Origin of the sequence: Kribbella sp. CCNWLW201, from assembly GCF_037203805.1 — a bacterium.
In the GTDB taxonomy this organism is placed as follows: Bacteria; Actinomycetota; Actinomycetes; order Propionibacteriales; family Kribbellaceae; genus Kribbella.
In genome coordinates this window covers 970,723-985,718 of sequence record NZ_JBBCBQ010000002.1, presented here as the reverse complement: position 1 = coordinate 985,718, position 14,996 = coordinate 970,723, and the positions used below count along the sequence as shown (strand labels likewise).

15 protein-coding genes are annotated in these 14,996 nt (G+C 68.6%); 11 read left to right on the top strand and 4 right to left on the bottom strand.

Features of this window, described 5'->3' with window-relative positions:
* Window positions 1–6 precede the first annotated feature (6 nt).
* From V9K99_RS14535 to hutI, 7 genes are all read left to right on the top strand, one after another.
* Entirely contained in the window at window positions 7–1,005 is a 999-nt protein-coding gene (locus V9K99_RS14535; protein WP_337323546.1) for an ABC transporter ATP-binding protein, read from the top strand.
* Entirely contained in the window at window positions 1,002–1,661 is a 660-nt protein-coding gene (locus V9K99_RS14530) for an ABC transporter permease (protein ID WP_337323547.1), read from the top strand. Before V9K99_RS14535 ends, V9K99_RS14530 begins: the two co-directional genes overlap by 4 nt.
* A 1-nt stretch (window position 1,662) precedes the next feature.
* Complete coding sequence (locus V9K99_RS14525; protein WP_337323548.1) at window positions 1,663–2,313, top strand: ABC transporter permease; 651 nt, start codon at window positions 1,663–1,665, stop codon at window positions 2,311–2,313.
* 99 nt (window positions 2,314–2,412) lie between these two features.
* Complete coding sequence (locus V9K99_RS14520; protein ID WP_337323549.1) at window positions 2,413–3,342, top strand: ABC transporter substrate-binding protein; 930 nt, start codon at window positions 2,413–2,415, stop codon at window positions 3,340–3,342.
* Window positions 3,343–3,353: 11 nt separating this feature from the next.
* Complete coding sequence (locus V9K99_RS14515; RefSeq protein WP_337323588.1) at window positions 3,354–4,526, top strand: allantoate amidohydrolase; 1,173 nt, start codon at window positions 3,354–3,356, stop codon at window positions 4,524–4,526.
* Window positions 4,523–5,833 carry a formimidoylglutamate deiminase gene (locus tag V9K99_RS14510; RefSeq protein ID WP_337323550.1) on the top strand — a complete coding sequence of 437 codons (1,311 nt, stop codon included), beginning with the start codon at window positions 4,523–4,525 and terminating at the stop codon, window positions 5,831–5,833. Before V9K99_RS14515 ends, V9K99_RS14510 begins: the two co-directional genes overlap by 4 nt.
* Window positions 5,830–6,996: an imidazolonepropionase gene (gene hutI, locus V9K99_RS14505; protein ID WP_337323551.1), complete on the top strand. Its 1,167-nt coding sequence runs from the start codon at window positions 5,830–5,832 to the stop codon at window positions 6,994–6,996. Before V9K99_RS14510 ends, hutI begins: the two co-directional genes overlap by 4 nt.
* 21 nt (window positions 6,997–7,017) lie before the next feature.
* Here hutI and V9K99_RS14500 read toward each other — a convergent pair whose 3' ends face one another.
* From V9K99_RS14500 to V9K99_RS14490, 3 genes are all read right to left on the bottom strand, one after another.
* Window positions 7,018–7,932: a type IV toxin-antitoxin system AbiEi family antitoxin domain-containing protein gene (locus V9K99_RS14500; RefSeq protein ID WP_337323552.1), complete on the bottom strand. Its 915-nt coding sequence runs from the start codon at window positions 7,930–7,932 to the stop codon at window positions 7,018–7,020.
* A 149-nt stretch (window positions 7,933–8,081) separates the two neighbouring features.
* Window positions 8,082–8,474 (bottom strand): phosphoribosyltransferase family protein, encoded by a 393-nt coding sequence (locus tag V9K99_RS14495; RefSeq protein WP_337323553.1) that lies wholly within the window; start codon window positions 8,472–8,474, stop codon window positions 8,082–8,084.
* A gap of 190 nt (window positions 8,475–8,664) precedes the next feature.
* Entirely contained in the window at window positions 8,665–9,135 is a 471-nt protein-coding gene (locus V9K99_RS14490) for a GNAT family N-acetyltransferase (RefSeq protein ID WP_337323554.1), read from the bottom strand.
* A gap of 254 nt (window positions 9,136–9,389) precedes the next feature.
* Between V9K99_RS14490 and dnaK the strand changes: the two genes are divergently transcribed.
* From dnaK to V9K99_RS14470, 4 genes are read left to right on the top strand one after another with little or no spacing between them, the layout of a single operon-like run.
* The gene (gene dnaK / locus V9K99_RS14485) at window positions 9,390–11,252 is read left to right on the top strand and encodes a molecular chaperone DnaK (RefSeq protein ID WP_337323555.1); all 1,863 of its coding nucleotides are present in this window, start codon (window positions 9,390–9,392) and stop codon (window positions 11,250–11,252) included.
* Entirely contained in the window at window positions 11,249–11,959 is a 711-nt protein-coding gene (grpE, locus tag V9K99_RS14480; protein WP_337323556.1) for a nucleotide exchange factor GrpE, read from the top strand. Before dnaK ends, grpE begins: the two co-directional genes overlap by 4 nt.
* Before the next feature lie 27 nt (window positions 11,960–11,986).
* Complete coding sequence (dnaJ, locus tag V9K99_RS14475; protein WP_337323557.1) at window positions 11,987–13,156, top strand: molecular chaperone DnaJ; 1,170 nt, start codon at window positions 11,987–11,989, stop codon at window positions 13,154–13,156.
* Window positions 13,156–13,611: a heat shock protein transcriptional repressor HspR gene (locus tag V9K99_RS14470; protein WP_337323558.1), complete on the top strand. Its 456-nt coding sequence runs from the start codon at window positions 13,156–13,158 to the stop codon at window positions 13,609–13,611. The genes dnaJ and V9K99_RS14470 overlap by 1 nt, the downstream gene beginning before the upstream one ends.
* A 100-nt stretch (window positions 13,612–13,711) precedes the next feature.
* Here the strand turns inward: V9K99_RS14470 and V9K99_RS14465 are convergent, their stop codons facing one another.
* Window positions 13,712–14,893, bottom strand: a complete 1,182-nt coding sequence (locus tag V9K99_RS14465) for a glycosyltransferase 87 family protein (RefSeq protein ID WP_337323559.1) — start codon at window positions 14,891–14,893, stop codon at window positions 13,712–13,714.
* Window positions 14,894–14,996: the final 103 nt, after the last annotated feature.

The window sequence follows — 14,996 nt, the reverse complement described above, 5'->3', positions numbered from 1 at the left end:
GGCGCCATGATCGAGTTCGAGGACGTCACCAAGCGGTATCCGGACGGCACCGTCGCCGTCGACAACCTGTCCCTGCGGATCCCGAGCGGTCAGATCACCGTGTTCGTCGGGCCGTCGGGCTGTGGCAAGACCACGTCGCTGCGGATGATCAACCGCACCATCGAGCGGACCAGCGGGACGATCTCGATCGACGGCGAGGACATCACCGGCAAGGACCCGGTGGCGCTTCGCCGCGGGATCGGGTACGTGATCCAGCATGCCGGGTTGTTCCCGCACAAGACGGTGGTCGACAACGTCGCCACCGTGCCCAAGCTGCTCGGCTGGGACAAGCGCAAGACCCGCGCCACCGCGCTCGAGCTGCTCGAACGAGTGGGCCTCGACCTCAAGCTGGCCGAGCGGTATCCGGCCCAGCTGTCCGGTGGCCAGCAGCAACGAGTCGGCGTCGCGCGAGCACTCGCGGCCGACCCGGCGATCATGCTGATGGACGAGCCGTTCAGCGCCGTCGACCCGATCGTCCGGCACCAGTTGCAGGAGGAGCTGCTCCGGCTGCAACGCGACATCGGCAAGACGATCGTCTTCGTCACCCACGACATCGACGAGGCGATCAAACTCGGCGACAACGTCGCGGTACTGCGAGTCGGCGGCAAGCTCGCCCAGTTCTCCCCGCCGTCCGAGCTGCTGGCGAACCCGGTCGACGACTTCGTCCGCGGATTCGTCGGGCAGGACCGCGGCTATCGGGCGCTCACCTTCGTGCACCCCGACGAGTTGGCGCTCAAGCCGCTGCCGCCCGAGCTGGTGCTCGACGACGACGGTGTGGCGGTCGGCTGGCGCACCGACCACGAGATGCTGCCGGTCGGCGCTGTCTTCCGGCAGGGTGATTCGCTGCGTGCCGCGATGGACGCCGTACTGACCTCTCCGAGCGGTTGGGGCGTCTGCGTGGACGACAAAGGCAAGGCCGTCGGGGTGGTCGACCAGTCGATCGTTGCAGAGGCACTCCGGTCATGACCTGGATAGGCGACAACCTCGGGCTGATCTGGGAACAGCTGGGCGAGCATCTCTATCTGGCGATTCTCCCGGTCATTCTCGGCCTGTTGATCTCGGTGCCGCTCGGATACGTGGCCACGCGATTCTCCTGGCTGGCGAACCCGCTGATCGCGCTCGGCGGTGTGCTGTACTCACTGCCCTCGATCGCGCTGTTCATCGTGCTGCCGGCGATCCTCGGCACCAAGGTGCTGTCCACGGTCAACATCGTCGTGGCGCTGACCATCTATACGGTCTCGCTGCTGATCCGGAACGTGATCGACGGGCTGCGCTCCGTACCGCCCGATGTCCGGCAGTCGGCGGTCGCAGTCGGGTACGGCTCCCTGCACCGGCTGATCGCGGTCGACCTGCCGATCGCCGTACCGGTGATCTTCGCCGGTCTGCGCGTCGTCACCGTCGCGAACATCTCGATGGTGAGCGTCGGCGCGGTGATCGGGATCGGCGGCCTGGGCGAGCTGTTCACTCTCGGCTTCCAGCGGGACTTCCTCACGCCCGTCGTGGTGGGCGTGGTGTTCTCGCTGCTGCTGGCGCTGGTGGCGGACCTGGTTCTGGTCGGTCTGCAGCGGGTCCTGACGCCCTGGGCGCGCGTCATCCACACTCCGCCGGTGGAGGTGGCCTGACATGTGGGAATACCTGACCGACTCCTTCAACTGGTCCGGCCCGGAAGGGATCTGGGCCAGGATCATCGAGCACATCTGGTACACGTTCGCCGCCCTCGGGATCTCCGCCGCGATCGCGCTGCCGGTCGGGCTGCGGATCGGCCACACCCGGCGGGGCGCGTTCCTGGCGATCAACCTGGGCAACGCGGCCCGGGCCCTGCCGAGCCTCGGCCTGCTGATGCTCGCGGTGCTGCTGACCGACCAGATCGGGTTCCTGCCGGTGCTGATCGCGCTGGTCGCGCTCGGTGTCCCGCCGATCCTGGCCTCGACGTACGCCGGTCTGTCCGGTGTCGATCCGGCCACGATCGACGCGGCCCGGGGGATGGGGATGACCGGACGCGAGATCCTGACCAAGGTGGAGATCCCGATCGCGATGCCGCTGATCATCTCCGGTCTGCGCGGCGCGACCCTGCAGATCGTCTCCACGGCGACGATCGCCGCGCTCGTCTCGCTCGGCGGTCTCGGCCGCTATGTGGTCGACGGACTGAAGCTCCGCGACTTCCCGCAGATGTTCACCGGCGCCCTGCTGGTAGCCCTGCTCGCCATCGTGCTCGACGTCCTCTTCGCCGTCCTCGGCCGGGTCGTCGTCTCCAACGGACTCAAGGTCGACTGAACTGTCCGACGTACCTGATGAACTTGTGACCTATCTGAACCGCCCCACCGAAGGATCCATCGGCAACGGCCGGTGGCTGACGAGACAATGGAGGCTCTCGTGTTGAGATCCACACTCATCCGTACTGCGATCGCCGGGGTGGCGGTGCTCGGCCTGGCCGGCTGTGGGGGTGGGGGAGACCAGCTGGGCGACAGCGACGCGGGTTCCTCACCGGCACCGTCGAAGGTGAGCAGCCTGACCGTCGGATCGGCCGACTTCTCCGAGAGCCAGCTGCTGGCGGAGATCTACGGCCAAGCGCTGGCGGCCAAGGGCATCGAGGTCAAGCAGAAGCCGAACATCGGCAACCGCGAGACCTACATGGCCGCGATCAAGGACGGCTCGGTGGACCTGCTGCCGGAGTACACCGGCGCCGCACTGCACTACTTCAAGAAGGACGCCACCGAGACCGAGGACCAGGCGACGTACGACGCGCTGAAGGCGTCGCTGCCGTCCGGGCTCGAGGTCCTGGACAAGTCGCCGGCCGCCGACGAGGACACCATCGTGGTGACCAAGGCGACCGCGGACAAGTACAGCCTGAAGTCGCTGGCCGACCTGAAGCCGGTGTCGAAGGACATGGTCGCGGGCGGCAGCTCCGAGTTCAAGGTGCGCGACGCCGGGCTCAAGGGCCTGAAGGAGAAGTACGACGTCGAGTTCAAGAACTACAAGACGCTGGACGCGGGTGGCCCGCTGAGCCTGAAGGCCCTGCTGGACAACCAGATCCAGGTGTCGAACTTCTTCACCACCCAGTCGCTGATCAAGGACAACAACCTGGTCATGCTGGAGGACCCGAAGAACATCCTGCCGCCGAACAACATCGTTCCGCTGATCCGGACCGACCACAAGTCCGATGACGTCGCGGCCGCGCTGAACGCGGTCTCGGCCAAGCTGACCACGGAAGCGCTGACCGACTTGGTCAAGCGGATCGACGTCGGCAAGGAGTCGCCGAGCGCGGTCGCCAAGGACTGGCTGTCGAAGAACCCGCTGTCTTGAGCTTCGAGGACATGTGGGCGGCGCTGGCCGCCGTCGGCCGTGACCCCGACACCGGGGCCTACCGCCGCGGCGGCTGGACGCCAACCGAACGCGAGGCAACCGCCTGGTTCCTCGACCAATGCGCACTGCGCGGCCTCACCCTGGAATCCGACGGCATAGGAAACCTCGTCGCCTGGTGGGGACCGTCGGGTGGACCTGGCGTGGTCACCGGGAGTCATTTGGATTCGGTGATTGATGGTGGGGCTTTTGATGGGCCGCTTGGGGTGGTTTCTGCTTTGGCGGCTGTGGATTTGTTGCGGGCTGAGGGGTTTGAGCCTTCGGTGCCGATCGGTGTGGGTGCGTTTGTGGAGGAAGAGGGGTCGCGGTTCGGGATGCCTTGTTTGGGGTCTCGGGTGGCGACCGGGGTGTTACCGGCCTCGCGTGCACTGGCCTTGACGGATCGCTCGGGCGTCTCACTGGCCGCGGCGTTGGAGGCGGCGGGGACGGATCCGGCGGGTATCGGACCCTCGCCGTTGCTGGAGCGGATGGGCACGTTCGTCGAGTTGCATGTCGAGCAGGGCCGCGGCCTGACCGCACCGGTCGGTGTGGCCAGCTCGATCTGGCCGCACGGGCGGTACCGGTTCACCTTCGGCGGTGAGGCCAACCACGCCGGTACGACGCTGATGGAAGACCGGCACGACCCCATGCTCACCTACGCGATGACCGCGCTGGCCGCGAACAAACAGGCTCGTCTCGCCGGCGCCCGCGCGACCTTCGGCCGTGTCTCGGTCGAGCCCAACGGCACGAACGCCGTACCGTCGCAGGTGACCGCTTGGCTGGACGCCCGGGCCGCCGACGACGCGACGTTGGGTTCGTTGCTAACGGCAATCACCAAGCAAGCCACGGAACGAGCTGAGCGGGACGGTACGACGCTCGACGTCGTACCGGAGTCAGTGTCGCCGGTGGTCGACTTCCCGGCCGGGTTGCGGGACCGGTTGGTCGACGTACTGAACGGTGCGCCGGTGCTGCCGACCGGCGCCGGGCACGACGCCGGCGTGTTCTCGGCGGCCGGGATCCCGACCGCGATGCTGTTCGTCCGGAACCCGACCGGAGTCTCGCACTCGCCGGCCGAGTACGCGGAGATGGACGACTGCCTGGCCGGCGTGGACGCGTTGGCCGCCGTACTGAAGGATCTCGCGAAGTGACGTCGTACTGGTGCTCGAGCGCCCTCCTCCCGACCGGGATCGCCGCGGGAGTGCTGGTGACGATCGCCGACGGGCGTTTCACCTCGGTCTCGGTCGACGCGGACCCGGGCGACGCCGTCCGGCTGGAAGGGCTCGTGCTGCCGGGGTTGGCGAACTGCCACAGCCACGCGTTCCACCGGGCGTTGCGCGGCCGGACGCAGACCGAGCGGGGCACGTTCTGGACCTGGCGCGAGCAGATGTACGCCGTCGCCTCGATGCTTACCCCGGACACGTACTACCAGCTCGCCCGGGCCGTGTACGGCGAGATGGTGCTGGCCGGGATCACCGCGGTCGGCGAGTTCCACTACCTGCATCACGCGCCGGGCGGGCGGCACTACGACGACCCGAACGCGATGGGTACGGCGCTGATCGCGGCCGCCCGGGATGCCGGGATCCGGATCGCCTTGCTGGACACGTGTTACGTCGCCGGCGGGATCGACCAGCCGCTGAACTCGGTGCAGGTCCGGTTCAGCGACGGTGACGCCGCGAGTTGGGCCGCCCGGGTCTCGTCGCTGACGGGGTCGGACGATGTCGTGATCGGTGCGGCGGCGCATTCGGTGCGCGGCGTACCCCAGGATCAACTCGGCGCGGTCGCCTCGGCGATGCCGAACGCGCCGTTGCACATTCACCTGTCCGAGCAGGTCGGCGAGAACGCCGCGTGCCTGGATGCCTACGGTCGTACGCCGGCCCAGGTCCTGGACGAGACCGGGTTCCTCAGCGGGCGGACGAGCGCCGTACATGCGACCCATCTCACCGATGTCGACGTGGGGTTGCTTGGCAGTTCAGCGACGTACTCATGCTTCTGCCCGACGACCGAGCGGGACCTGGCGGACGGCATCGGACCGTCGGTGGCGCTGCGCGATGCCGGGTCGCCGTTGACGCTCGGGTCGGACAGTCACGCGGTGATCGATCTATTCGAGGAGATGCGCGCGGTGGAGCTGGACGAGCGGCTCGCGTCCCACGAGCGCGGCCACTGGTCCGCGGGCGAGTTGCTCAAGGCGGCGACGGTCGACGGGCACCGGTCACTCGGGTTCGACGACGCCGGGGTGATCGAGGTGGGTGCGCGCGCGGATCTGGTCGCCGTACGGCTCGACAGTATGCGTACGGCGGGGACCGGAGGAACTGTGGAGACCATCGCCTTCGCGGCCTCGGCTGCCGACGTCACGGACGTGGTCGTCGGCGGGCGGCAGGTGGTTGCTGGTGGCAATCATGTGAAGCTGGACGTGGCGGCTGAGCTGGCGGCCTCGATCGAGGCGGTGACTTCGTGACCGCGTCGTTGTTGCTGACCGGCATCGGTTCGCTGGTGACCAACGATCCGGCGCATGGCGGCCTGCTCGGCGAAGTGCGGGACGCGGCGCTGGTGATCGAGGGCAGTCGCGTCGCGTGGGTAGGGCAGCGTCGCGATGCGCCCTCGGCCGATGGTGCAGTGGATCTTGGTGGGCGGGCGGTCGTCCCCGGGTTCGTGGATTCGCATTCGCACTTGGTGTTCGCCGGTGACCGGGCTGAGGAGTTCGCGGCCCGGATGAGCGGTACGCCGTACTCCGCGGGCGGGATCCGGACCACGGTCGCGGCGACCCGGCAGGCCACGGACGAGGTGCTGACCGCGAACGTGGCCCGCCTGGTGACGGAGATGCGTCGACAGGGCACCACGACGGTCGAGATCAAGTCCGGTTACGGGTTGACGGTCGCGGACGAGGCGCGTGCGCTGCGGATCGCGGGGCAGTTCACCGACGAGACGACGTACCTGGGTGCGCACGTCGTACCGGCGGAGTTCGCCGACGATCCGGCCGGATACGTGGCGCTCGTGACCGGTCCGATGCTCGAGGCAACGGCAGCATACGCGAAGTGGGTCGACGTCTTCGTCGAACGCGGCGCCTTCGACGAGGATCAGGCCCGTTCGATCCTGAAGGCTGGTCAAGGCAAGGGCATGCAGGCCCGGGTCCACGCCAACCAGCTCGGTGAAGGGCCGGGGGTCCAGTTGGCCTGCGAGGTCGGCGCCGCGGCGGCCGATCACTGCACCTACCTCACCGACGCCGACATCGATGCCCTCGCCTCGACCGGCGTAGTCGCGGGTCTCCTCCCCGCCGTCGAGTTCTCGACCCGTTCGCCGTACCCCGACGCTCGCCGCCTGCTCGACGCCGGCGTCACAGTCGCCCTCGCCACCGACTGCAACCCCGGCTCCGGCTACTCCTCCTCCATCCCGCTCTGCATCGCCCTGGCCGTCCGCGAGATGCACATGACCCCAGCCGAGGCCCTCTGGTCCGCTACCGCCGGCGGCGCCGCCTCGCTCCGCCGCACCGACATAGGCCACCTAACCCCGGGCTCCCGCGCCGACCTAACCGTCCTAGACGCCCCCTCCTACATCCACCTCGCCTACCGCCCCGGCGTCCCCCTCGTGACCCAGACGTTCGTGGGTGGGCGACCGGTGTAGGGGTGGCGGACGCCCAGGCCATCACGACTGCCGCGACAGACGCCGGCCACGGCTTGCGTCGACGATTTCGCGTGCATTGTGATGGCCTGGAGATCCGGCCATCGCCTGCCGGATGGCGTCCACCACCCACGCGGGGTCGAACATCACGTCCTCCCAGGAGAAGCGGAGCAGGCGCCAGCCGCGGATGGTGAGATTGACGTGCCGGCGGCAGTCTCGGGTGAGGCCGCGCCGCGTGCCGTGGTGGGCGAAACTGTCGGCCTCCACGGCGATCAGCAATCCTCGGTGCCCCAGATCGATCCGGGCGGAAAAGTCGTGGTCCTGAACCACGACCTGAGGTTCGAAGCCCTCGATGCCTGCCTCGATCAGGAGAGCACGCAGGACGGACTCCAGTGGCGACTCCGCCCGGCCGTCCGCGGCCGCAGCCACCCGCCGCGCTCGACGGCAGCCGGGGCCGCGGAGCTCGGCGGCCCCGACCAGCAGTTGCGAGCGATCGAACGCGTCGAGCCGGAGAGCCGAGTCCGCGACGGTGAGACCCGCGGTGAACGGCAAGGTGCGAGCACAGTCCAGGACCGTGCGGAGTTTGCCGGTCAGGCGCCCGTCCGAGGGAACGTCGTCGGCCCAGTGCAACTCGCAGTCCACCGGACTCAACCGGCGATGCTGCCCACGCGGCACCGTGATCTGCGGCTTGGCCGGCAGGTCGAGCACCGAGAACCCGTGCAGGACAGCGGCGCTCAGGTGCGACACGATCCCAGCCTGTGCCCTGGCTGCGGCGAGTGGATCGGCCGCCGGAGGCATCGCGTAGACGCCCTTGGCGATCCGGCGGATCGCTCCGATTGCCAGCGCCCGGCGAATGGCGCGGCCGGATACGGACGCCCGCAGCTCCGCGAAGGTCGCCGTTCCTCCGCGTCGTCGGACGACCTCGATGACCTCGGACACCCCACGATGGTGGCCCACCAGCGGCGGAGCCGGACGAGGTTGTCCACAGGCGGACCGCCAGCCCATCACATTCGCGGTCCAGCGCGCGGCTGACGCGGCGGAGCTGGAACGAGGCGCGATTGTGATGGCCTGGCGGACCGCAACCCGACCTAGAGCCGGCGGACATCGATCAGGGATCGGAGGGGGAGGTCGTGGCGTAGGTGGGCGTTGCCTAGGCCGTCGACCACGCAGGCTGCGCCGATCCAGTGGGCGCCGGAGTCTTGGACCAGGGCACGGGCTACCAGCGCGGTCGCGCCGGTGTCGGCCCAGTCGTCGACCATCAGGACTCGGTCGCCGGACTTGATCAGGCCGTGGCGGAAGCCGAAGACGACGTGCCGGTCCTGGTAGTCGGGGCCGGTGGTGCGCCGTATCCACCGATCGCTGTCGGTTGCCTGACCGATGTTCTTGCGGATCTCGACGAAGCCGACACCCAGTGCCGCCGCCGTCAGCGCACCGAGCAGCGATCCACGGGATACCGGACCGACCACGACCGTCGGCGTCACGTCGTACAGGCGACCCAGCGCAGGTCCCAGGTCACGCAGCAGCTCGGCGTCGCGCCACCAGCCGGTGACGTCGGCGTAGTTGCTTCAGGCGCCGCGGTCCGTGCGCCAGACGAAGGCGTTGCGCAGTCGCTCCTGCAGCTGTCCGGTCATGGCTCCAGGGTGACGGGAAGTCGTCGGCCGCGCACCCGATTTAGTCGGTGAGTTCCTTGGAGCAGAGGGCTGTGGTGGTGCCGTCGGGGCGGCGGAGTTTGCCGACCTCGACGAAGTCGCGGCCGGCGTGGAAGGCGAGGCCGGCGACGTCCGGTGGGTCGGAGCGGATGCCGCAGACCAGGCGGTCGAAGGGTTTGGCGGACCGTTCGACTGCGCGGTACACGGCGGTCGCGATGCCCTTGCGCCGGTGCTGTTCGGCGACCACGATGCGGTCCAGGTGGAGGAAGCGGTCGGCGTAGGTGGCGGCGAACCATTGGAAGTCGAGGGAGTCGTGCGCCGACCCGGGCGCGAAGGTGAGGACGAAGGCGGCCACCTCTCCGTCCAGGTCGACCACGGCGGCGTGTGCGGCGATCAGTCGGAGCCAGTCCAGCCGGTCCGGTCCGAGGGGCTCGACCAGACCTTCCGCAGCGGCATTCAGGGTGAGTACCGCGGCATCGTCAGCGGAGGTCATGGGGCGGAGCTTCACTGTGACACCATCCCACGGAAAGCCTTTGCCGCGGCAGGGGTCCAGCGGGCCCGCAGTCCGTGAACCGGCCGGGAGGACCCTGGGTGATCCCTGGGAATCCGGGGGTGGAGTTGGGAATGGCCCGGCCGTATGCCATGTTGAGTCAGGTGAACTCAAGTTTGTTCAGTCACGGATTTGAAACCCGGGCGACAGGACGGCAACATTGAGTCTGCATCACTCAACTTCGTGGAGGTAAGCACATGGCCCGCGCGGTCGGTATCGATCTCGGTACGACGAACTCCGTCATCGCCGTACTGGAAGGTGGCGAGCCCACCGTCATCCCCAACGCCGAGGGAGCGCGCACGACGCCCTCGGTGGTGGCCTTCGCCAAGAACGGCGAGGTCCTGGTCGGCGAGGTGGCGAAGCGCCAGGCCACCACGAACGTCGACCGCACGATCCGGTCCATCAAGCGCCACATGGGCGAGGACTGGAACACCACGATCGACGGCAAGAAGTTCACCCCGCAGCAGATCAGCGCGTTCGTGCTGCAGAAGCTGAAGCGGGACGCCGAGGCGTACCTCGGGGAGCAGGTCACGGACGCGGTCATCACCGTGCCGGCCTACTTCTCCGACGCGCAGCGCCAGGCGACCAAGGAGGCCGGCGAGATCGCCGGCCTGAAGGTGCACCGGATCGTCAACGAGCCGACCGCGGCCGCGCTCGCGTACGGCCTGGACAAGGGCACCGAGCAGACCATCCTGGTCTTCGACCTCGGTGGTGGCACGTTCGACGTGTCGCTGCTGGAGATCGGCGACGGCGTCTTCGAGGTGAAGGCGACCAGCGGTGACAACCACCTCGGTGGTGACGACTGGGACCAGCGGATCGTCAACTGGCTGGTGACCCAGTTCAAGAACAAGAACGGCACCGACCTGTCCGGCGACAAGATGGCCATGCAGCGGCTGCAGGAAGCCGCCGAGAAGGCCAAGATCGAGCTGTCCGCCGCGGCCGAGACGACCATCCACCTGCCGTACCTGAGCCTGACCGAGTCCGGTCCGCTGCACCTGGAGGAGAAGCTCTCCCGGGCCGAGTTCCAGAAGATGACCAACGATCTGCTGGAGCGCGCCCGCGCCCCGTTCAAGGCGGTCATCAAGGACGCCGGGATCGACGTGTCGAAGATCGACCACGTGATCCTGGTCGGCGGTTCCACCCGGATGCCCGCGGTGGCCGAGCTGGTCAAGGAGCTGACCGGTGGCAAGGACCCGAACAAGGGCGTGAACCCGGACGAGGTCGTCGCGGTCGGCGCCTCCCTGCAGGCCGGTGTGCTGAAGGGTGAGGTCAAGGACGTCCTGCTGCTCGACGTGACCCCGCTGAGCCTGGGCATCGAGACCAAGGGCGGCGTGTTCACCAAGATCATCGAGCGCAACACCACCATCCCGACCAAGGGTTCGGAGATCTTCACCACGGCCGAGGACAACCAGCCGTCGGTGATGATCCAGGTCTACCAGGGCGAGCGGGAGATGGCGCGCGACAACAAGTCGCTCGGCAACTTCGAGCTGACCGGCCTGCCGCCGGCGCCGCGCAACGTGCCCCAGATCGAGGTCACCTTCGACATCGACGCGAACGGCATCGTGCACGTCAACGCCAAGGACCTGGCCACCGGCAAGGAGCAGCGGATGACCGTCACCGGCGGCTCCGCGCTGCCGAAGGACGACATCGACAAGATGGTCCGCGACGCCGAGCAGTACGCCGAGGAGGACCGCAAGCGCCGCGAGGCGGTCGAGTCCCGCAACCAGGCGGAGGGCTTGGTCTACCAGACCGAGAAGTTCCTGCAGGAGAACGAGGACAAGATTCCCGACGACGTCAAGACCGAGGTCAAGGACGGCGTCGCCGAGCTGAAGAAGGCGCTCGAGGGTGACGACGCCGACGCGATCAAGGCCGCGTCGGAGAAGCTCGCCCAGTCCAGCCAGAAGATGGGTGCCGCGATGTACGCGAACGCCCAGGCCGCCGGCGGATCCGAGGAGAGCGCGTCGTCCGACAGTGACTCGAGCTCGAGCAACGACGACGATGTCGTCGACGCCGAGATCGTGGACGAGGACCGGCCGCAGGACAAGACGGAGGACAAGTGACGGATCGACCGACTGGCAGCGAGTTCGGCGACGGTGACCCCGTCGTCCGGGACAAGCGCCGGATCGACCCGGACACCGGCGAGCTGCGGGAGCCCCTGTCGGAGGCTCCCGCGGCCGGCGCCGCACCGGGTATGCCGGGCACCCCGGGCGCGCAGCCGCCGCGAGACCCGTCGGATCTGATCGGCCCGTCTGCCCAGGAGGCTCTGTTGACCGAGGCGCTGGCCGAACGTACGGCGGACCTGCAGCGACTGCAGGCCGAGTACGTCAACTACAAGCGCCGGGTGGACCGGGACCGCGAGGCGTCCAGGGAGCTGGTGATCGGCTCGGTGCTGACCGAGCTGCTCGGGATCCTGGACGACATCGGCCGGGCCCGCGAGGCGGGTGAGCTGGAGGGTGCGTTCAAGGCGGTCTCCGAGTCGCTCGAGCGGGTCACCGAGAAGCTCGGCCTGGTGAAGTTCGGCGAGAAGGGCGACCCCTTCGACCCGCGGATCCACGAGGCCCTGCTGCACAACTACTCCGACGAGGTGGACGGCCCGACCGCGACGATGGTGATGCAGCCGGGGTACCGCCACGGCGAGCGCGTCCTGCGGCCGGCCCGGGTGGCCGTCTCGGAACCGACCGAGCAACTGCCGGACGAGGCCGTGACTGCCGACGTACCGGTGGAGAGTACAGATGACGACCAGCCCGCAGACAAGTCTGCGGAGTAACACAGACGGCGGGAGGGGAGGCGTCGGATGAGCACGAAGGACTGGCTCGAGAAGGACTTCTACAAGGTTCTCGGCGTCACCAAGACCGCCGAGGCCGACGAGATCAAGAAGGCCTACCGAAAGCTGGCGCGCAAGTACCACCCGGACTCCAACGCCGGGGACGCCAGCGCGGAGGCGAAGTTCAAGGAGGTCTCCGAGGCGTACGACGTCGTCGGCGACCCGAAGAAGCGCAAGGAGTACGACGAGGCGCGCCGGCTGTTCGGAGCCGGCGGCTTCCGGATGCCGGGCAGCAGCGGTGGACAGGGCGGCTTCAACTTCGATGTCGGCGACCTGTTCAACCGCGGTGGTGCCGGTGGCGGGGGCGGCGGTCTCGGCGACATCCTGGGCGGCATGTTCGGCGGTGGCGGCCGGACCACGACCACCTCGTCGACGGCCCGGCCGCGGCGCGGTGCGGACATCGAGACCGAGGCGACGATCGAGTTCGCCGAGGCCGTCAACGGTGTCACTGTCGCGCTCCGGATGACCAGCGACGAGCCGTGCAAGACCTGCCGGGGCACCGGCGCGAAGTACGGCACGGTGCCCAAGGTCTGCCTGAAGTGCGAGGGCACGGGGATGCAGACCTCGGTCCAGGGCGGCGTGTTCGCCATGACCGAGCCGTGCACCGAGTGCAGGGGTCGCGGCCTGGTCGTCGACCAGCCGTGCGAGACCTGCCACGGCTCCGGCCGCGGCCAGTCGAGCAAGACCATGCAGGTCCGCATCCCGGCGGGTGTGCAGGACGGTCAGCGGATCCGGCTCAAGGGCAAGGGCGCGGCCGGCGAACGGGGTGGCCCCGCGGGCGACCTCTACGTCACCGTGCACGTCAAGCCGCACCGGATCTTCGGCCGGCAGGGCGAGCACCTGACGCTGAACGTCCCGGTGAGTTTCACCGAGGCGGCGCTGGGTGCCGAGATCAAGGTGCCGACCCTGGACGGTCTGCCCGTCACGGTCCGGATCCCGGCCGGTACGGCGAACGGCAGCAAGCTGCGCGTCCGCGGCAAGGGGTCGGTCCGGCGGGACGGCACCAAGGGCGACATCCTGCTCACCCTCGAGGTGCAGGTTCCGCACGAGCTGAGCGAGGAGCAGCGTGCCAAGCTGCTGGAGTTCAGCACGGCGTCGGACCAGCCTGATCTGCGGGCCGGGTTGTTCGGGAGTTCGTGATGGGTATCCCGTTCAGCCAGGTGCCGACCTGGGACGACCGCACCCCGATCTACGTGATCTCGGTGGCGGCCCAGCTGGCCGGCATGCATCCGCAGACACTGCGCCAGTACGACCGGCTCGGATTGGTCACGCCGAGCCGGGCGTCCGGCCGCGGCCGGCGGTACTCGGCGTACGACGTGGCGAAGCTGAGGTACGTGCAGCACCTGTCCCAGGACGAAGGTGTGAACCTGGCGGGAATTCGGCACATCCTCGCGCTACAGTCCGAAGTAGAGGATCTGCGCAAGCGGGTCAACCAACTACTGGCAGAAGTCCAGCGCGGTGTCGGTGCGTCCCGCCAGACCACCGGCAGCCGGGTCTTCTCGGCCGGCCCGGCCGGCGATGTGATCGCCATGGGCCGGCAGCAGACGACCACGCGCTGGATCCGGACCCAGCCCTTGGAGCTGGGTCCCCGCTGAAAGCCTGGGTTCAGGCCAACCGTGCTGAGCCCACTGACCCGGAGGCGTCCGATCCCCCTCGGACCCTCCGGCTGGTGGAGATGTCGTCCCCCCGACGTCTTCACCTGCTGAAGGTGCGCCTCACCCCCCAGGCGCCCTTCGGCCCCCGCAGGGTGGTCCGATTCCAGGACCGCCCTGCGGCTCGCATTAGCAGCAGTACGGCGCAGATCGCGTAGGCGTTTCCGGCCAGCGACTGCAGGAACGTCAGGTCGAACTCGCGGTCGTCGCTGAACGGCATCCACCAGGGCAGACCGACTGCGAAGACCGCGATCCAGACCGCGGCAAAGGTACGGCGGTGCGACCAGAGCGCCACGGCCGCGGGCAGGGCCCAGACCCAGTGGTTCGACCACGAGATCGGCGAGACCAGCAGGCCGGTGAACGCGGTTACGACGACCGCGTCGAGCCGCAGTCCTCGCTCGTGCAGCCGCTTGGCGGTCAGCAGACCCACCGCACCGACGATCATTGCTGTCAGCAACCAGAGTGGACTCGTCGGGGTCTCGGTGATCCTGGTGATCGCGCCCCGCAGGGACTGGTTGCTGATGTAGTGCGCCGGTCCCGGCCGGCCTGGATCGAAGATGTACCGCGTCCAGAAGGCAGTCGCGGATCCGGGCAGCACCAGCCAGCCGATCGCGATCGTGGCCGCGGTCGCGGCGCAGGCCATCGCCGCTTCCCGGAAGCGCCGGGTGACCAGCAGGAACACGATGAAGATGCCCGGCGTCAGCTTGATGCCGGTCGCGACACCGACGAGGATGCCGCGGTACCGCCGGGGCAGGTGACCGAGCAGATCGACCAGCAGCAAGGCCATCAGGATGAGGTTGATCTGGCCGAGCCCGAACGTGGACCGCACCGGCTCGAACAGCAGCCCGGCGAAGGCCAGCGCCGCACCGGCGGCGAGGCTGTGGCGCATCGTGGCCCAGCCGATCACCAGCAGAGATGTTGCGGACAGCAACGTCATCAGCAAGCGGCCGAACTCCTCTCCGATCGCCAGCGGCGCCATCACGATCGCGGCGAACGGGGGATAGGTGAACCCGAGGCCCATCCCGGGATAGTTCCGGTGCACGGTGTAGATGTCCTCGCCGTCGATCAGTCCGCGGGCCGCCGCGTAGTACACCCGCAGGTCCGACATCGAGTCCGACGGGCTCCAGATCAGCAGGCAGAGCACCGGAAGAATCGTTGCTGCCAGCACCAATACGGCCGGTGGCAGTGGTCGCCGGACCCGCGGTGGAACAAGGTCGATGGTCATGCCTTCGACCCTCCCGGCGGACCCCGGCGTGCCACATCGCCAGCAGGAGCCAAGCCGGGTCGGTGCTGCGAGGGACGTCGTACCCGGGGCTGAGGCACTTTCG